This is a genomic window from Exiguobacterium sp. QJM3NY_9, from assembly GCF_056173545.1.
The window spans coordinates 909,701-927,613 of record NZ_CM149679.1; the positions used below are offsets into that span (position 1 = coordinate 909,701).

Consider the following 17,913-nt stretch of genomic DNA (forward strand, 5'->3'; position numbering starts at 1 on the left):
GTGTACCATTGATTGCAGATGATTGAAAATAGAGGAGTCTATTCAAGAGTGATAACATGATATACTAATTGAGTTGTAAAAATCATGGAGAAGGAGGCAATACGTTGGAGACAAAAAAGATGATGCGGTCTTATTTCTTTCAAATCACCGCTGTTTTGTTCATTCTAATTTGTCTGGTCATCGCGGCACTTGCTTTCACAGCTGACCGTGTGACGATTTCACGGGTTGAACAGCAAACGGAAAAACAAAGTGAAAACAGTGTTGAGGTCTCGAGCAACGCACTCCGTGATAGTATCGGGAATTTACATGAAGAAATCATGGGTCTGCAATTGAATGTCGACAATATGAATGAATTAGAACGAGTCGTTCGCGAAACGAACTTACTCGATATCGATACGGGTTTTAAGAGTTTCTTCTACTATGATTTAAAGACTAAAAAATTCACATGGTTTTCTAGTGAAGATCGACGCATCCGAAATTCAAAGATTCTAGAAGATGATGATTTTCTTCAGGCCTTGACGAGTACAGACTTTCATATGAGTAAACGATATCCGTTACAGTCGGATTATCTCACGTATATGTATATTCCGGTTCGTAACGGCAGTGAACGGGTTGGAATTTTTGGTGGTGGATTAAGTCTGATGAATTCACTTGTCTTTCGAAATTCACTCGAATCGTTCGACGACGAAACGATGGCCTATCTTTTTAACAGTAAAGGAGAGCCACTCGCGACTTCGCGAAACCTCGTGACCGACAAAGAACGTGTCTTGACTCAAAGTGTCGTCGACCGGGCATTTCAAACGGTAGAACCATACGATATCTTCAGTACGAACAAAGACATGTATTATTTTGCACGTGATTTAAAAGTAACGGATTGGAAAATTCTTGTTCGGACACCCCGGAGTGTCTTTTACGAACCCGTGTATACGACACGGCAACAATATCTTGTCATCGCAGCGTTGACGCTCGTCCTCAGTCTAATCGTCGGGTACCTCATGTCACGTCAACTGACAGCACCCTTACTCGAGCTCGTACAAAAAATCGAAAAAAGCACGACGCCACAACCGATTGAATTGGAACGATCGGGGTCGAACGAAGTAAAAACATTAGTGTCTGCTTACAATGAGTATGCCCAGCGGATGGAAAACGCGCGAGTCGAACAATTGAGTCAACAACAAGCGATGTTACACCAAGAAAAATTAGCCTCGCTCGGTCAGCTCGCGGCAGGAATCGCGCATGAAATCCGCAATCCATTGACGCCAGTCAAAATGACGCTCCAACTTTTGACGGAGCAAGAGAACAATAGTCCGGAAATGTTGGCGTTAGCCTTATCAGAATTAGATCGTGCCAATGCAATGATTGAGACGATGCTCGATCTCTCTAAAGGTGGCGGCGAGGTATTAAAGATGTCGATGATTGACATGAACGAATTCATGAAAAAATTTAAATTCATCATGGAAGCAGAAGCGCGTTTACACGCCGAGACATACGCAGAAGCAGCAGATTGTAAAATTTATACGCCGGCGCATATGCCGAATCTCTATGCCTCTGAAAACGGTTTGTCACAAATCTTGTCGAACTGTGTTCGTAATGCCTTACAAGCAGTGCAGTCGCGTGGTGCAGATGGGATTTGTCATTTGCATCTACACGTCTACACGAATCAATTCGTCTTCATTGTTCAAGATAATGGTGTCGGCATGACAGAACCCCAACTCGAAACGATTGGGCAAGCTTTTAAGACATCAAAAGCGGATGGCAATGGTTTAGGTCTCTATATGTCAAGTCGCATCGTTCGTGAGCATAATGGAAAAATTGAGTTCGACAGCAAGGTTGGTGTCGGTACGACAGTCCAAATTCATTTACCGCGAGGAGGAGACCAGGATGAAGTTTAATAAGTCATGGTTGCTCGTCCTCTTTGTTTGGACGGCCTCAATCCTGCTGATTTCAAATCTGTTCGTAGGTCAGGAGGAAAATCCTGACCGTGACGTTGTCGCCTTTACGATCGTTAACGATAAACATGAATTCGCCCAACGGTTGATTACAGCGTTTAAAGCCGAGGCAAAAGCAAATAAGTATGAAGCCGTCGTGGCGACGTCACATAACTCCCGCATCAGTGAACGAGAGCAAATTCGTGAATTCATCAAATTGAAGGTCGACGCGATATTTATCACGACGTTTGACGATGTTTATATTACGAGCGCATTAGAAGAAGCAGAAAAAAATGGGATTCCCGTTTTTGCGATTGACCGATTGATTCGATCTGATGCAGTTGTCAGCTCGGTGACGTCGAACAATCAGATGATTGGTGAACAACTTGCTTCATATGTCAAAAACGAACTGATTAGACGAAATGGAACTGCAACAGGAAAAGTCGTTGAAATTACGGGGACGACGAACATACACACGACGAATGAACGGCATACCGGATTCGTTAAAGGAATCGTGACAGAACCCGGGATATCGATTGTCAATTCAGCAAGTGGTGACTATGATCCGGTGACATCAGAACGCGTCATGCGTCGGATCATCGAGTCCGGTACGGAATTCGATGCGGTCTACTGTCACAATGACGATATTGCGTTAGGTGTGCTCGAAGCCTTGAAAAAAGCAGACATTTCCGGAAAAATAGTTGTCGGAATCGACGGGAATCGTGCTATATTAGAAGCTGTTGACATGAAATCGATGGATGCGACGGTTGTCCAGTCCGCTGAAGAGATGATGCAAGTCGCCTTCAGCGCGTTGAAGCTTCATACGAAAAATAAAAAAATTCCAGATCGTTTCTATACGTATTCTTATCTGTATGACGGTAGTAGACCCATACCCATGTTGAACTAAGTAAATAGATGATAAAAGTGACACAATCACTTTTAGTTGTTTAAGCAGGAGAAAGGAAGGTGACGAAGATGAATGGATTTACCCATTTTGATTTGCACCCGTTCGTCGTCGAAGCACTCGAAGACGCACGTATTAAAAAACCAACGGATATTCAATCACGGATTATTCCGGCTGCCCTTAAGGGTCGCGATATCATTGGTCAATCACAAACTGGAACAGGGAAGACCTTGTCATTCCTCTTACCGATGGTTCAAAACATCAATCCAGAATTACAAGAAATGCAAGCAATCATCGTTGCACCGACACGTGAATTAGCATGGCAAATCCACGAAGAATTAAAATCAATTCTCGTGAAGAACCCAGACTATATCAAAACGAGCCTCATCACAGGTGGGATGGATCGTGAACGTCAAATCGGGCGCGTCAAAGTTTCACCACAAATCGTCATCGGGACGCCAGGTCGCATTTTAGACCTCTTTAAAGAGCAAGCGTTAAAACCGCACTTCGTCAAAAACTATGTCATCGATGAAGCCGATCAGATGCTTGACATGGGATTCTTACCAGAAGTGGACCGGATTGCTCAAGCACTTCCTGAGAAACTTCAGATGATGGTCTTCTCAGCGACGATTCCTGAGAAACTTCAACCGTTTCTCAAGAAGTATATGAACAACCCACGTTATGCACATGTTGATCCAAAACAACAGACGGCGAAAAAAATCGTCCACCATACGGTTCCCGTCAAGCACCGTGATCGTTCAGACTTAGCGTTGAAATTAGCGAAAGCACTCAATCCGTATATCTGTCTCGTCTTTACAAACACGAAAACAGAAGCGATTGAACTTGAAGCATCGTTCCTTGAAGCAGGCTTAAATGTCGGTTCACTTCACGGTGACCTACCCGCACGACGCCGGAAACAAGCAATCAAAGAAATTAATGAAGCGAAATTCCAATACGTTATCGTAACGGATTTAGCAGCACGCGGCATCGATATTTCGGGTGTCTCACATGTCATCAACCACGGGATTCCGAAAGATCTTGATTTCTACGTGCACCGTGTCGGACGGACGGGTCGAGTCGACCAAGAAGGACTTGCGTACACGTTGTTTGAAGATCATGAGAATGGTTCAATCAACCGTCTTGAAGACCGTGGCATCGAATTCATCAATGTCGATGTCAAGAGTGGTCAAGTCAGCGAAGTCAAAGAGCGTCGTCGTGCGAAACCACACATGAAGACGGCTGTCTCGAAAACGGCACATAGCCGTTTATCAGGTGAAGCGGCTAAAGCGAAAAAACGCGTCAAACCTGGCTATAAAAAGAAACACCAGTATAAGTTAAAAGAAACAGCAAAACGTGAGCGGATTAAAGAACAGCGTGGCGTCGGACGTGCAGAACGTAAGGCGAATGCGAGTAAATCAAAATAAGTCACGTTTCCCTACGGATGAGAAGAAGCTTCTCGTCCTAGGGATTTTTTGTTTTTTTTCCGACGTTTGGTACACTGTAAGTAGAGCGAAAGGTGGAATACAGGATGAAAATTGGTTCACACGTCTCCTTATCGGGGAAAAAGATGTTACTTGGTGCAAGTGAGGAAGCGGCGTCATATGGCGCGACAACGATGATGGTGTATACAGGAGCACCTCAAAATACACGAAGAAAACCGATCGAGGAATTACGGATTGCAGAAGGATTATTGCACATGGAGGCAAATGGGATTGAAGAGATTGTCGTCCATGCCCCTTACATCATCAATCTTGGCAATACGACGAAACCGGAAACCTTTGAATTAGCCGTATCATTCTTGGCAGAAGAAATTCGACGCGCGGAAGCACTTGAAAAGGCGCAACATATCGTCTTACACCCTGGTGCCCATGTCGGTGCCGGTGAGGATATCGGAATTAAACGAATCATCGAAGGATTGAACGAAGTCTTATCTGGAAATGAAAAAGTAAAAATCGCACTCGAAACGATGGCAGGGAAAGGGTCTGAAATCGGGAAGACGTTTGAAGAATTGGCACAAATCATTGATGGGGTCACACACAACGACCGCTTGTCGATTTGCCTCGATACGTGTCACGTCCATGATGCAGGATATGACATCGTCCACGATTTAGACGGGGTACTCGAACGGTTTGACCGGATCGTCGGTCTCGATCGCCTTGGTGTCATCCACGTTAATGACTCGAAAAACGTCCGTGGTGCGAAAAAAGACCGTCATGAAAACATCGGTTTTGGTGAAATTGGATTTGACACATTACATCGGATCGTCCATCATCAAGCGCTTGCTCATTTACCAAAAATTTTAGAGACACCGTATATCGGGCTTGATCCGAAAAAGAAAGTGGCACCCTATAAAGAAGAAATCGCGATGTTGCGGTCAGGGAATTTTGATGCAGAGTGGCGATTACCGCTCATCGGAACATCCATTTAAACGAGAGAGGTGTAAGGACGTGTGCCATCTACTAGTCGTTGATGAATCAGATTTTGCTTTACGGCAGGCGGTCGTTCATTATTATGAAACGAAGGAACCCTTTTATTTACCAGCAGATTTAGAAGCGGGTGAAGAAGTTTTTTTAGCGACAAAAATGGGGATAATCGCTTATGCAGAAACGTTGTTCAGTGAATATACGACACGCCCATCTGATCCTCACTGGCGAGTAGAGGCAGACGGAGTCGAGCGGACATACGCGTGTCTTGATTTAATTAGCGTCGACTTACATCATCCGTTACTTGGCACACCACTGACAGATTTGAAGGTTGAATCGGGGATGGTTCAGGTGGGTGTTCGTCAACGCTTGGTCGAAGCGTGGCAGTACGGGTATTTCGAAACCGACGTTACGACGATTGAGGAAGCGAAGCAACGCAGGCAGGAGAAATTTCATGAGCGGAATCATATCGGTCAGTTAGCGGAAGCTTGCGAACATTGTGGACAAAAAAACCAGTCCATTTTAGAGTGGCATCAGGAAAACAATCAGTTTCTGACGCTCTGTCCTTCATGCCATCGTTTAGCTCATCAAAGATCTGATTCCTTAATCGATGTTGCGGCAACCTCAGATGAACCGTAAGAAAGTTGATAGTGACAAGATGTTCACACATCGAATCACTACCAGCTTTTTTTTATTATAGAAAAACGTGTTATAATCAACAATGATAATTGTTATCAATGAAAAATGTATCAGATGGGGGAACCATAATGATTGATTTAGCAACGATTCCAATCAACAAACCCGTTGTTATGACCAACTTAAATAAAATCGAGGATCGATTACGAAGACGCTTACTCGCGCTTGGTTTTTATGAAGGCTGTCCAGTCGTCGTCAAGAGGCGGGCGAGCTTTCAAGGTCCTTTGACAATAGAACAAAGAGATCATCATCAAATGATTGCGATTCGGCGCAGCGATGCAAAAAAGATTGAGGTGTATTCACCATGACGCAACGGATTGCTTTACTCGGTAACCCGAACACGGGGAAGACGTCATTATTTAACCGCTTGACCGGATCATATGCCCATGTCGGCAACTGGTCGGGGGTAACGGTTGATAAAAAAATCGGGAAATTACACGGTGGGCGGGGACAGCTAGTCGATTTGCCCGGCGTCTACGATTTGGACCCGTTATCGGCCGATGAAGCGGTCGTCGCCCGTTTTTTAATGGAAGAACAATTCGACGCTATGATTAATATCATCGATGCATCGCAGTTAGAGCGGAACTTGCAATTGACGGCACAGCTGCTTGAGATTGGAAAACCACTTCAAATTGGATTGAATATGATTGACGTCGCGACTAATCGGGGAACACAGATTGATGCGAGGGCACTCGCGACGGCACTTGGGGTAGAAGTATTTCCGATTGTCGCTCGGACTGGAGACGGCTGTGATGTCTTATTAACATCACTCAAGACAGAAGCCGTTACTCCACTGCATATTGACTACGGAGAGGCAACGGAACAGGCGATTACAGAAATTATGGAACAAGCAACGCTGCAATTGAACGAACGCTGGATGGCTGTTCAATACTTGGCTGGGAATCGTGTTTTCGTCGAACACCTGGAGCGACGTTCGTCTTCAATTATCGAAATTCGAAAACAACTCGAAGCTCAACTCGGTCGTTTCATTCATGCCCACATTACAGAGTGTCGCCGAAACTGGGCAATCGCGATGCGAGCGAGTGCTGTCGTCGAGGAGAAGACGGATCAAAAATCGTGGACCGACCGGATTGATGCAGTCGTTACGCATCCGATTTTCGGGTTACCAATCTTTTTCGCCGTATTGTATGGATTATTTCATATCACGTTTAATTGGGTCGGCTCTCCGTTATCGGACCTCTTATCGGCCTTCATCGAAGGACCGCTCTCAGCAGGTGTTGTATGGATACTAAGTGCAATCGGGGCATCTGGATTCATTCAAGATTTATTAATTGATGGCGTCATTGCAGGGGTCGGTGGTGTATTAGTGTTTGTCCCGCAAATCTTCGTCTTGTTTTTCTTCATCTCGTTTCTCGAAGATTCAGGGTACATGGCCCGCGTCGCGATCGTCATGGACCGTTTCATGCAAATGGTTGGCTTGAACGGGAAAAGTTTTATTCCGATGATCATCGGCTTCGGCTGTAACGTTTCTGGTATCATGGCAGCACGTTCGGTCGAAGAAGAGCGGGAACGACTGGTGACGATTTTCATCTCACCGTTCATGTCTTGTTCAGCCCGACTGCCGATTTATGCCGTATTCGCCGGTAGCTTTTTTGCGAGTAATCAAGCATTGATTGTCTTATCACTTTATATTTTAGGAATCGTACTTGCGCTGATTGCGGCAAAAGTATTTTCAAAAATCCTAGCGGCCGAAGATGCGACAAGTCTCTTCATGGTCGAACAACCACCATACCGGGTACCGCAATGGTTGACGTTATGGCGGAGTACATGGCAAAAAGGAAAAGGATTTGTTCGAAAAGCCGGTACGTTCATCTTTGGGGGATCAGTCGTCATTTGGTTGCTCGCTTATACGGGACCAGCTGGATTCGATGTCAATATGAATGATAGTTTTCTCGCGATGATTGGTGGAGTGATTGCAATGCTCCTCGTTCCAATCGGCTTTGGGACATGGCAGGCAGGTGCTGCCTTAATTACCGGATTTTTGGCGAAGGAAGTCGTTGTTTCGACGATGGCAATCATCTATGCCGTCAATGAATCAGAACTCGGTCGTCAGTTGTCAGGGCAGTTCACGCCACTCAGTGCCTATAGTTTCATGGCATTCGTATTACTGTATGTTCCGTGTCTTGCGACCGTCGCCGTCATTCGACGTGAAGTCGGAAGCGCGAAGCTGACGTGGGTTGCAAGTCTCTATGGATTGTTCGTCGCCTATGGTGTCTCCTTCGTCATTTATCAAACAGGGCTACTACTCGGTTTTTCATAAGCTTGGAGGGAATTACATGCATCTTGTCGATATTTTGATTGGATTGATAATCTTTGGATACGCAGGTTATTCTTTAGTTCGTTTTACGAAAAAGGCGAAAAAGGGAAAATGTGCGACGTGTGAAGTAGAACCAACGTGTAAAACAGCTTGTGATGATGTGAACTGGGATCATGTCATCGCCGAAGCATTGAAGAAATAAAAAAACGTTCGTCTCGTCCTAAATGAACTGAACCCTGAATGATGGACACTTGATAAAAGACCCCATTCGGGGTTTTTTGTGTTTAAAGATATCGATATACTGTACCTATTCAATTTAGACGGGAGAATTATTCATGAACAGACGTACCTTCAATCCAGATCAAATCAGACAACTTGAAGCGAATCTTCACGTAGCCTCGGTATCAGATCGTACGATTCAATATAAAGGAGAATTTAAGATTCACGCTGTACGTGAGAATTTAGCTGGTAAGCGACCGATACAAATCTTTGAGGAAAGCGGCTTTGACCTGGACATGATCGGTAAGCGAACAACGAACGAAGCGTTGAAACGATGGCGGAAGACCTATCGTATTTATGGAGAAGAAGGACTCTTGAATGAGAGACGTGGAAAATCAAATCTTGGAGGTCGACCGAAAAAAGATGATTCCGTCGAACGACGCCTTGCGAAAGCTGAAGCACGAATCAAGTACCTCACAACGGAGAACGAATTACTAAAAAAGCTCGACGCTCTCGAAAGAGAGGCGAAGTATCGAAACTAACCGCATCTGAGCGCTATCAGGCAATCAATATTGTCTTACGGAAACAATCATCGGGCCGATTCGTGACGGATCTATGTACGCTCGCTGAAGTGAGCCGCAGTGGTTATTACGCCTGGCTCGCACGTACGGATAGTGTTTCCCTTCGGGAAGAACGCGACTATGCGGACTACCTACTTCTAAAACGTGTTCATGATCGTCACAAGGGAAAAATCGGCTATCGTGGTCTTTACATGGAGATGCTTGATCTTATTGGTGGACCGATGAATCATAAACGTATTTTGCGTATCATGAGGAAGTTTGGAATCGTGACGAAAATCCGTAGGCAGAACGCTTATCGTAAAATCGCTAAAGCGACATATGAACATAAGACTGTACCGAACCACTTGAACCGTCGTTTCGATCAAGATGAGCCTGGTAAGGTATTCGTCACAGACATCACTTATCTCCGTATTGGATCTGGCCAAACTGTTTATCTCTCTTGTGTGAAGGATGTCGCTACACGTGAAATTATGGCACATCATCTATCTACAAGCCTCCATATGGAACTAGTCCTTCATACAACGAATAAACTCGCAGAACGACTTCAAGGGAATATACACCCGGAAGCCATGATACATTCCGATCAAGGATTCCATTATACGCATCCTGCTTATCAAACACGCATCCGTGAGATGGGAATGCTTCAATCCATGTCTCGTAGAGGAAACTGCCTAGATAATGCCCCGATGGAATCGTTCTTTGGGCACTTGAAAGATTATGTCGATTATAAATTAGCATCTGACCTCGATGAGGTCTGTGCCATGGTCGATGCTTACATTGATTATTACAATAGCGAACGAAGACAATGGAAACTACAAAAGATGACTCCGGTACAATACCGAAGCCATCTCATAGCAGCTTAATACGTTAAGGGTGCTTTTATTAAACTGTCCAAACTCTAGGGCTCAGTTCAAAAAAAGGGATGAGGCGAACGTTTTTTTGTTTCATTAAAACGGCCAACGATCGGCAACGAATAGAAATACTTTCATTCCGAGGAAGACACCAAAAATTCCGACGATTGCGGGGAAGACAGGTGGTGCCGGGATTGGTAATTTAAGAGCGGTAAAGACGACACCACAAATGATGCCGGCAAGTAGTGATAATAAAATTTGTTGTAGCATGAGTTCCAGTCCTTTCTTCATATAAAAAAACGCTTACACTTTCATTATATGAAGATGTCTGACGTTAAACAACATTTATTTTTGAGGTGATTGTGGCTCGAACGAGATTTTATCTTCCTTTCGTTCAATGGCAATCCATTTGTGTTCGAGTGGGTTTTCGAATGATGGTTTTGATTTTAATTTGTCGTTCGTATAATGTTGAATCAAGATTTGCGATTCACATGCTTGTTTACCACGCGTGACGTAAGCGTATTCTCCATCCGCCCCTTGTTCCCGTGCTTTGATATTGTCCGCCAGTGTCATCGCGAGGCAATCCTTCAAATACTCTTTATGATCTTCATCGATGATCGGGAATAAGATTTCAATGCGTTTGCGCATATTTCGTGTCATCCAGTCGGCACTCGAACAGTAAATCAGTTCTTCTCCGTTATGGTGGAAATAAAAGATTCGTGAGTGCTCCAAGTATCGATCGACGACAGACGTGACTCTGATGTTTTCTGAAACACCTTTGATTTGTGGACGGAGACAACAGACGCCACGGACAATCAGTTCGATGCGGACGCCGGCACGTGATGCTTGATAGAGCTTCGTGATGATTTCTTTTTCCGTCAAACTGTTCATCTTCGCGACGATTCGACCGTTGCCATGTTTTTTATGAAATTTGATTTCGTCATCAATCAATGATAAGAATTTTTCAAGCATCGAATTAGGGGACGTGTGGATTGCATTCCATTTCGGCTGTTCCCCGTATCCGGATAACCAGTTGAAGAAGTTTGTCGCATCTTCCGCTAATTGTTCGCGGACGGTCAATAGACCGATGTCGGTATAGAGTTTCGCCGTTGAATCGTTATAATTCCCCGTCCCGAGATGGACGAAGCGTTGAATTCGTCCTTCTTGAAGGCGGACGATCAAGGTGATCTTTGAGTGCGTCTTTAAGTCACTATACCCATAGATGACGTGAGCACCGACTTTTTCAAGTTGTTTTGCCCACTCGATGTTCTTCGCTTCGTCAAACCGGGCTTTCAGCTCGACGAGAACAGTAACCTGTTTCCCATTTTCGACGGCTGTCTTTAAAGCTTTAATGATAGGGGAGTCCCCTGAGACACGGTAAAGCGTTTGTTTGATTGCGAGTACGTTCGGATCATTAGCTGCCTGACCAATCAGACGGACGATTGGATCGAACGTATGGTACGGGTGATGTAACAAATAATCGCGTTGTAAAATCTGATCGAATAAGTTTTTCGATTGTTCGAGCGCAGGTGGTTCGACTGGCATGATCGTTTGATAAATCAAGTGGTCGTACTCGACACCGATTTGACTATAAAAGGCGAAAGCGAACGTTAAATCGATTGGACCGTCGACGGCGAAAATATCGCGATCTTGTAAGTCGAGCACGTCGCGCAACATGTTGAGTAGTTCTGTATTGATGGCATTTTTTTGAATCTCGAGACGAATCCCTACCCCCCACCGGCGTTTTTTTAATTCCTTTTCAATCAGTTTTAAAATGTCATGTGTCCCTTCTTCATGAAACGGGAGGTCGGCATTTCGCGTGATGCGAAATGGCATCGCAGACAGGACACGATAACCTTTAAAGAGCGAATCGATGAAGGAGATAATGACATCTTCGAGTAAGATGACGGCCGTCGTCTCTTCATCGTCGACCGGTAAATCGACGAAACGCGGTAAGACGGCAGGGACTTGGACGAGCGCTAAGTTCCGCTTTGAACCATCCTCTGCTTCGAGTGCAGTCGCGATATTGAGCGACTTCGATGATAACATCGGAAAGGGGCGATAGGCATCGACTGCGACCGGCGTCAGTACAGGGAAAACTTGATCACGGAAAAACGCTTTCACATATTCGGACTGAACTTCGTTTAATTCCTCGTGCTTTAAAAAGAAAATCGACTCTTTCTTTAAAGCAGTACTAATTTCCTTGAATGCCTCATATTGCTGTTCGACGAGCTCTTTAGTTTTCGCGGCGATTGCGCGCAGTTGCTGCTTCGGCGTCAACTGCTGTTTGTTTTCCGGCTTGTTGAACCCGGCCAGGACCTCATCCTTTAATCCACCGACACGTACCATATAAAATTCGTCCAGGTTGGAGCTGAAAATCCCTAAAAACTTCAATCGTTCCATCAACGGATTTCGTGTATCTAAGACTTCTCCGAGCACACGTTCATTAAACTGGAGCCAACTGATTTCGCGATTATTAAAGTAGTCTGGAGAATCGAATTTCATGAAGTAAGACTTCCTTTCGTTTGCAGTTCAATCGACTGGTCGATGACGCGTTCGAGATGTTTTTTTTGTTTTTCGGCTTTTTCGACTTCAAATCCATAATCATGATCACCCGTATCGAGCGTCAGGAGCAGGGCTTCGTTTTCAATGTGCAGTTCGACACTGTCGACGGCGCGACGCTCCGTCACGTCGAGTGCATCGGCAAGCTTAAGAAGTGATCCAAGCAAATCGAACCGCTCGATTGATTTATCGGAAAACCAATCTTTAAATGGTTTCAAGAGTTGTTGCATCCGTTTTGACGATGAATAAGAGCTGACGAGCGCGAGCGCAAGCCGATCTTTATGCGTCATGCCTTTCAAGTCCGTATTCGTCAATAAATAAAAGGTCTGGTTCGACCGCGTATCTGGATTGATATACTGTCCGCAGTAAAGCAGACGACTCGCTGAATCAAGTAATCGTAAATCGGCGGCGCGTTCCGGAATGATGTCGAGTGAGACGAGTTGACGATATAGTGATTTAGCGAGCGTGCCGAGGTAATTCATCCGGTCGCGATTGACTTTATAATCACTTTCGAGTTGAAACAGACTTTCTTCGCGGACGTTTTCAACACGGCGTTGGTTACCTTCGTGTAAGTCGTACTCATAGACGAGTCCTTCGCGCAAACCATAGTTACTCATCACGAATTGGTCGGCCTCGATATGTAACGCGAGTTCGTGAATCGCAATCAGGGCAGGTAGGAAGATATCGACTCGATCTTTTGATAACCCTTCAATTTTCCCAAGGTGTTTTGGTGACTTGTCTTCAAGCTCGTCAACGAGTTTTCCGAGTTCTTTTGTCCGGACTTGATATTGATGGATCCCGTGAAGTGGATAATCGAGAGTCGACTGATGGATGCGGACGAAGTTTCGGGCAGAACCACCAACACCGATCAACGGCAATTTTTTTTCTTTAAGCCAAGGAATTTCAGCGAACTGCTCTTTTAAGAATTTAATCAATTTCTTTTGTTCACTTGAGGTCATCGTCTCACCGGAGATGAACTGGCGTGTCAACGTGACGGCTCCGAACGGAAAACTGTGATAGGCGACCATCTCGCGATTTTCGATCAACGTCACTTCCATCGAACCGCCGCCGATATCGACGGAATAACCATCTGTCAAGAAGGTCGAGTTAATGATGGCGAAATAGCCATAGTAGGCTTCTTGCTCGTCGGATAGGATACGCATCGAAAATGGAGTCGTCTGGTCAACGGTCTCAACGATTTCCTGGCGATTCGTGGCATTTCGAATGGCAGCTGTCGCGACGCAGAACGTTTCTTCGACGTTATGCGTCAAACCGATTTCATGAAACCGTTGGAGTGTGTCAGATAAGATGTCGATGCCCGCTTGATCGAGTGCTCCGTCTTGATCGATATGAGCGGATAGTCGAGCGACCACCTTCACGTTAATTTTTTCGATGTAGCGACCTGAATCGATTGGGTGGAAGATGACGTAACGGATCGAGTTCGATCCGATGTCGATGACTGCTAATTCGTTTTTCAAAGATATCCCGACTCCTTTCACATATAGTAAACTGTTCCCGAAACGATACGGTGAGAAACGGGAGTGTATCTTTCTTTATTGTACCTTGTGACTAACTGAAAAAACGATAACGTTTAAAAAAGTTACATCAGTTGCGTCAGTCAGGGAGCGGGGCTATAATGGAAAAGTTGATAAGACGTAATTATTCCGTTTTAAAAAACGGAAGGAGTGAAGACAAATGAATGAACCGATTATTGAGATTAATCAAGTAACGTACGATTACCCGGATCGCCGTGTATTGAACAATGTGTCATTCACAGTTGAGCAAGGACAATTTCTCGCCATCGTTGGCGAAAATGGATCCGGGAAGTCGACGTTAATTAAATGTATGCTTGGGCTGTTGAACCCGAAAGGATCGATTCGCCTGTTCGGACAAAATCAGTCGAATTTCAATGACTGGTGGCGGATCAGTTATGTCTCGCAAAAGGCGGCTTCGTTTAACTCCGGTTTTCCTGTGACGGTCGCTGAAGTCGTCGAAATGGGGCTGTACGCGAAAAAAGGGTTATTTCGCCGTGTAACGAAACAAGATCGTGAAAAAGTGAAAACGGCGCTTGAGACAGTCGGCATGTGGGAGCGGCGCGACTCGAAGGTCGGTGATTTATCGGGGGGGCAACAACAACGCGTCTTTATCGCGCGTGCACTCGTCAATGATCCGGACTTGATGATTCTCGATGAACCGACAGTCGGTGTCGACCAGCGGTATGTCAAAGAATTTTATGAAATTTTAGAAGAACTACGACGTGATAAGAAGCGGACGTTTGTCCTCGTCACCCATGATATTCATTTTGTCAGTAAGCTCGTCACGGACGTCATTCATCTCGTGGACGGACGTCTTGGTTGCAACTGTGGTATTAAGGAATACTGGGAACTTGATGAGCAGACGATTCGTTCGCTTTACCCGGTACCGGGACGCGTGCTTATCCATGAAGGGGAGGGCGTCCAGTGATTGAAGCCTTTATGACATTAAAATTTTTACAGTACGCACTCGTCGCAGCAGTCTTGATTGGGTTTACGGCCCCGTTGATTGGGTCGTTCGTCGTCGTACGCCGGATGAGTCTCATCGCCGATGCCTTGTCTCACGTCACACTTGCTGGAATTGCACTCAGTCTGTTGATTTCAGGGATGGTCGCAAGTTTATCTGGTTTGAACCCTCTTTACTTAGGGATTGTGACGGCCGTCATCGCGGCGTTGACGATTGACTGGTTGCGCGCGAAATATAAACATTTTCAAGAACTTGCGATTCCGATCATCATGGCAACTGGGATGGGACTTGGGGCAATTTTTATCAGCTTGGCGAATGGATTTTCAATGGACTTAGTGTCCTTTTTGTTCGGAACGGTCTCGGCTGTCACATTGACGGATGTCTATACCATTTTAATCGTGACGGGAATCGTTATCTTGTTCGTCATCGCTTTTTATAAGGAATTACTTTTTTTATCCTTTGATGAAGAACAGGCGCGTGTCTCGGGTATTCGTTTACGTCTTGTGCATATCTTATTTATGATTGTCGTAGCGCTCGTCATTGCAATCAGTATGCGCGTCGTCGGCATTTTACTCGTCTCTAGTTTAATCACATTACCCGTCGCAGCGGCGCTTCGTTTTGCAAAAAGTTTCAAGACGACGATTTTGTTTGCGATCATCTTTGGTGAAGTCGCGACGGTCGCCGGGTTGATTCTTGCCTATCAATTCGATTTAGCACCTGGCGGAATGATTGTCATGCTTGCTGTTGCTGAACTCATCATCGTGATGTTAGTGGAACGGTTTTGGATTGGAGGAAAAACGCATGCAGAAACAGATCGAACAAGCGCGTGAACAAATGAAAGCTTCCGGATTTAAAGCAACGCCGAAGCGGCTTGATTTACTGGCGTATCTCTTTGAAGCGAACCGGTATGTCAGTGCTCGAGAAATCGCGGAAGAATTACGGACCTCTCATCCGTCGCTAAGTTACGATACGATTTACCGTAACTTAAACGACTTTGCGGAAATCAATATTTTAGAAACGACGGAACTTGACGGTGAAATGAAATATCGTGCTGCTTGTCAGTCGGGACAACATCATCATCATTTAATTTGTCGCGCTTGTGGAAAGACGCAAACGCTGAACGTGTGCCCGATGGAATTAATGTCACCAATCAAAGCGTCTGGTTTTGAGGTTGAAGATCATAAGTTTGAAATCTATGGTCGGTGTGCCGATTGCCAATCTGTCTGACTCAGAATAACTTCTTCTAGAGGATCATATGAGGATGAAGGGGAACAAGTTGATTTTGAACAAAACAATCAAGAAAAAGGGATTGCCATACTTAAGTGGGCAATCCCTTTTTTGGTTTCAGGATCGACTGCCTTTGTTGCATAGTTCGGTGGAAAACGGGAATAGGACGAACAGAGGTGATTGGAATGATCTATGATGCAAATGAAGCAAGACAAATTGATGAATGGGCACGGACGTCGGGGCTGCCGGTCGAAGTGCTGATGGAACGGGCCGGGCAACATGTCGCGGCCGAGATGAAGCAACGGCATACCAAGACGGACCGAATTTTAATCATTTGTGGGACAGGCAACAATGGAGGGGATGGATACGTCATCGCCCGTGAGCTGATTCGAGACGACTATGACGTGACGGTCCAAGCTCCGCTTGGTCCAACCAAGACGGAGACGGCACGGCTCCATGAAACGTATGCTGAAAAATTTGGTGTCGTCGCAGAGCCACCTTGTGGACAATATGATGTGATTATCGATGCGCTCTTCGGAACAGGGTTTGATCCGAAACGAATCAATGAGGTGACGGAAAAAACCTTTGACATGGTGAAAGAACAGCGTCAGCAAGGAGCAATCGTTTATGCGATCGATGTGCCAAGCGGAGTACCGTCTGATGCGGCAACCGATTTTTCTTTGGAAGCGGTTCAAGCGATGCAGACGTTTTGCCTCCACGCCTATAAACGGTCCGCCTTTTTACTGAAGACCGCACCGTTTTATGGAGATGTCGAGCTCGTCGATATCGGATTACCGAACGCAGCGGAATGGGAACTGTTCGAGGAACCGATCGACAGTTTGTTTGAACGGCAACACGATGGACATAAAGGGACCTATGGCACGGCACTTTTGATTGGCGGAAGCGAGACAATGCCGGGTTCGATTCAACTCGCGGCGCGGGCGGCTTTACGAACCGGTGTCGGAAAGTTACAGGTCGCAACAGTCGATTCAGCAAAAATTGGATTATTAATCAACGCGCCGGAAGCGATGGTGCTCAATCAGACGACGGAAACGATTCAAGCGATGCTTGATCAAGTGACGGCTGTCGGAATCGGACCGGGACTGACTTCGGATAAAGTAGCGGACTGGATTGAACTGGCTTTTACTAAAGATATTCCCGTTGTCCTCGATGCGGCGGCACTGATTCGCGAAGAGTATCCAGAACGGCGAGCCCCAATCGTTGTAACCCCACATATCGGTGAGTTTGCCCGAATGACGAACAAAGCGGTCGCAGACATTCAAGATGATTTATTTGAAGCAGCGTCGGACTATGCGATGCTCCATCAAGTGACGGTTGTTTTGAAATCGCATGTCATTTTGGTCGCTAAACCGGACGGGGGAGGATACGTCATTTCCGGGGCATCGAGTGGACTTGCAAAAGGCGGCAGCGGCGATACGCTATTTGGCTTGATAACCAGTCTGCTCGCCCAACGTGACTACCACGATCAAGGATCGGTTGAGCATTTAATCGCCATGGGAGTCGCTTGGTATGCACGGGCTTCTAAGCGGATCGAACAACGCATCCATCCAAGTAGTATCGTTGCGACGGATTTGATTGATGAATTGGCACGACGAATCTAACCTTTTCTTAGCGTAGACAAAGTGATAGTGGGAGATAAAAGCGTCTATCTTTTTCGTTGCGTTCTTCGGGCGAGACGGACAAAAACGTACTTTTCCCGTAGGAGTCAATGAAAACGAAGCCTT

Annotated in this window: 16 protein-coding genes; 13 read left to right on the plus strand and 3 right to left on the minus strand. The window is 45.5% G+C overall.

Annotated elements, in window-relative coordinates:
* The first annotated feature begins 104 nt into the window (after positions 1 to 104).
* The 9 genes from AC0VYQ_RS04500 to AC0VYQ_RS04540 all read left to right on the plus strand — a co-directional run bounded on the left by AC0VYQ_RS04500 (position 105) and on the right by AC0VYQ_RS04540 (position 9,892).
* Entirely contained in the window at positions 105 to 1,892 is a 1,788-nt protein-coding gene (locus AC0VYQ_RS04500; RefSeq protein WP_475404323.1) for a two-component system sensor histidine kinase NtrB, read from the plus strand.
* Positions 1,882 to 2,835, plus strand: coding sequence for a sugar ABC transporter substrate-binding protein (locus tag AC0VYQ_RS04505; protein ID WP_214807487.1), 954 nt, complete (start codon positions 1,882 to 1,884; stop codon positions 2,833 to 2,835). The genes AC0VYQ_RS04500 and AC0VYQ_RS04505 overlap by 11 nt, the downstream gene beginning before the upstream one ends.
* 68 nt (positions 2,836 to 2,903) lie before the next feature.
* The gene (locus AC0VYQ_RS04510) at positions 2,904 to 4,256 is read left to right on the plus strand and encodes a DEAD/DEAH box helicase (RefSeq protein WP_034801484.1); all 1,353 of its coding nucleotides are present in this window, start codon (positions 2,904 to 2,906) and stop codon (positions 4,254 to 4,256) included.
* Positions 4,257 to 4,360: 104 nt separating this feature from the next.
* The gene (locus AC0VYQ_RS04515; protein WP_475404324.1) at positions 4,361 to 5,260 is read left to right on the plus strand and encodes a deoxyribonuclease IV; all 900 of its coding nucleotides are present in this window, start codon (positions 4,361 to 4,363) and stop codon (positions 5,258 to 5,260) included.
* A gap of 19 nt (positions 5,261 to 5,279) precedes the next feature.
* The gene (locus tag AC0VYQ_RS04520) at positions 5,280 to 5,894 is read left to right on the plus strand and encodes a hypothetical protein (protein WP_475404325.1); all 615 of its coding nucleotides are present in this window, start codon (positions 5,280 to 5,282) and stop codon (positions 5,892 to 5,894) included.
* Positions 5,895 to 6,022: 128 nt separating this feature from the next.
* The gene (locus AC0VYQ_RS04525; RefSeq protein ID WP_029332956.1) at positions 6,023 to 6,259 is read left to right on the plus strand and encodes a FeoA family protein; all 237 of its coding nucleotides are present in this window, start codon (positions 6,023 to 6,025) and stop codon (positions 6,257 to 6,259) included.
* A complete protein-coding gene (feoB, locus tag AC0VYQ_RS04530; protein ID WP_475404326.1) occupies positions 6,256 to 8,232 on the plus strand; it encodes a ferrous iron transport protein B in 1,977 nt (658 codons plus the stop codon). The genes AC0VYQ_RS04525 and feoB overlap by 4 nt, the downstream gene beginning before the upstream one ends.
* A gap of 16 nt (positions 8,233 to 8,248) precedes the next feature.
* The gene (locus AC0VYQ_RS04535) at positions 8,249 to 8,431 is read left to right on the plus strand and encodes a FeoB-associated Cys-rich membrane protein (RefSeq protein WP_088836568.1); all 183 of its coding nucleotides are present in this window, start codon (positions 8,249 to 8,251) and stop codon (positions 8,429 to 8,431) included.
* 133 nt (positions 8,432 to 8,564) lie between these two features.
* Positions 8,565 to 9,892, plus strand: a protein-coding gene (locus AC0VYQ_RS04540; RefSeq protein ID WP_475403613.1) for an IS3 family transposase whose coding sequence is annotated in 2 segments (ribosomal slippage) — positions 8,565 to 8,934 and positions 8,934 to 9,892 — 1,329 coding nt in all. Because the reading frame shifts where the segments join, the coding sequence is not laid out codon by codon here.
* Between the two features lie 84 nt (positions 9,893 to 9,976).
* Here AC0VYQ_RS04540 and AC0VYQ_RS04545 read toward each other — a convergent pair.
* From AC0VYQ_RS04545 to AC0VYQ_RS04555, 3 genes are all read right to left on the minus strand, one after another.
* On the minus strand, positions 9,977 to 10,150 hold the full coding sequence (locus tag AC0VYQ_RS04545) for a XapX domain-containing protein (RefSeq protein ID WP_014969827.1): 174 nt from the start codon (positions 10,148 to 10,150) through the stop codon (positions 9,977 to 9,979).
* 75 nt (positions 10,151 to 10,225) lie between these two features.
* A complete protein-coding gene (locus tag AC0VYQ_RS04550) occupies positions 10,226 to 12,385 on the minus strand; it encodes an RNA degradosome polyphosphate kinase (protein ID WP_088836569.1) in 2,160 nt (719 codons plus the stop codon).
* Entirely contained in the window at positions 12,382 to 13,920 is a 1,539-nt protein-coding gene (locus tag AC0VYQ_RS04555; protein WP_214765414.1) for a Ppx/GppA phosphatase family protein, read from the minus strand. The genes AC0VYQ_RS04550 and AC0VYQ_RS04555 overlap by 4 nt, the downstream gene beginning before the upstream one ends.
* A 217-nt stretch (positions 13,921 to 14,137) precedes the next feature.
* Between AC0VYQ_RS04555 and AC0VYQ_RS04560 the strand changes: the two genes are divergently transcribed.
* The 4 genes from AC0VYQ_RS04560 to AC0VYQ_RS04575 all read left to right on the plus strand — a co-directional run bounded on the left by AC0VYQ_RS04560 (position 14,138) and on the right by AC0VYQ_RS04575 (position 17,790).
* The gene (locus AC0VYQ_RS04560; protein WP_088836571.1) at positions 14,138 to 14,905 is read left to right on the plus strand and encodes a metal ABC transporter ATP-binding protein; all 768 of its coding nucleotides are present in this window, start codon (positions 14,138 to 14,140) and stop codon (positions 14,903 to 14,905) included.
* On the plus strand, positions 14,902 to 15,771 hold the full coding sequence (locus AC0VYQ_RS04565) for a metal ABC transporter permease (protein ID WP_029332962.1): 870 nt from the start codon (positions 14,902 to 14,904) through the stop codon (positions 15,769 to 15,771). The genes AC0VYQ_RS04560 and AC0VYQ_RS04565 overlap by 4 nt, the downstream gene beginning before the upstream one ends.
* Positions 15,743 to 16,168, plus strand: coding sequence for a Fur family transcriptional regulator (locus AC0VYQ_RS04570; protein ID WP_029332963.1), 426 nt, complete (start codon positions 15,743 to 15,745; stop codon positions 16,166 to 16,168). The genes AC0VYQ_RS04565 and AC0VYQ_RS04570 overlap by 29 nt, the downstream gene beginning before the upstream one ends.
* A 185-nt stretch (positions 16,169 to 16,353) precedes the next feature.
* On the plus strand, positions 16,354 to 17,790 hold the full coding sequence (locus AC0VYQ_RS04575) for an NAD(P)H-hydrate dehydratase (RefSeq protein ID WP_475404736.1): 1,437 nt from the start codon (positions 16,354 to 16,356) through the stop codon (positions 17,788 to 17,790).
* The last annotated feature ends 123 nt before the right edge of the window (positions 17,791 to 17,913 follow it).

Excerpts from the sequence above, each read along its gene's own strand:
- AC0VYQ_RS04505 (WP_214807487.1), top strand. The coding sequence starts at position 1,882 with ATGAAGTTTAATAAGTCATGGTTGCTCGTCCTCTTTGTTTGGACGGCC.
- AC0VYQ_RS04510 (WP_034801484.1), top strand. The coding sequence starts at position 2,904 with ATGAATGGATTTACCCATTTTGATTTGCACCCGTTCGTCGTCGAAGCA.
- AC0VYQ_RS04515 (WP_475404324.1), top strand. The coding sequence starts at position 4,361 with ATGAAAATTGGTTCACACGTCTCCTTATCGGGGAAAAAGATGTTACTT.
- AC0VYQ_RS04525 (WP_029332956.1), top strand. The coding sequence starts at position 6,023 with ATGATTGATTTAGCAACGATTCCAATCAACAAACCCGTTGTTATGACC.
- feoB (WP_475404326.1), top strand. The coding sequence starts at position 6,256 with ATGACGCAACGGATTGCTTTACTCGGTAACCCGAACACGGGGAAGACG.
- AC0VYQ_RS04535 (WP_088836568.1), top strand. The coding sequence starts at position 8,249 with ATGCATCTTGTCGATATTTTGATTGGATTGATAATCTTTGGATACGCA.
- AC0VYQ_RS04545 (WP_014969827.1), bottom strand. The coding sequence starts at position 10,150 with ATGCTACAACAAATTTTATTATCACTACTTGCCGGCATCATTTGTGGT.
- AC0VYQ_RS04550 (WP_088836569.1), bottom strand. The coding sequence starts at position 12,385 with ATGAAATTCGATTCTCCAGACTACTTTAATAATCGCGAAATCAGTTGG.
- AC0VYQ_RS04560 (WP_088836571.1), top strand. The coding sequence starts at position 14,138 with ATGAATGAACCGATTATTGAGATTAATCAAGTAACGTACGATTACCCG.
- AC0VYQ_RS04570 (WP_029332963.1), top strand. The coding sequence starts at position 15,743 with ATGCAGAAACAGATCGAACAAGCGCGTGAACAAATGAAAGCTTCCGGA.
- AC0VYQ_RS04575 (WP_475404736.1), top strand. The coding sequence starts at position 16,354 with ATGATCTATGATGCAAATGAAGCAAGACAAATTGATGAATGGGCACGG.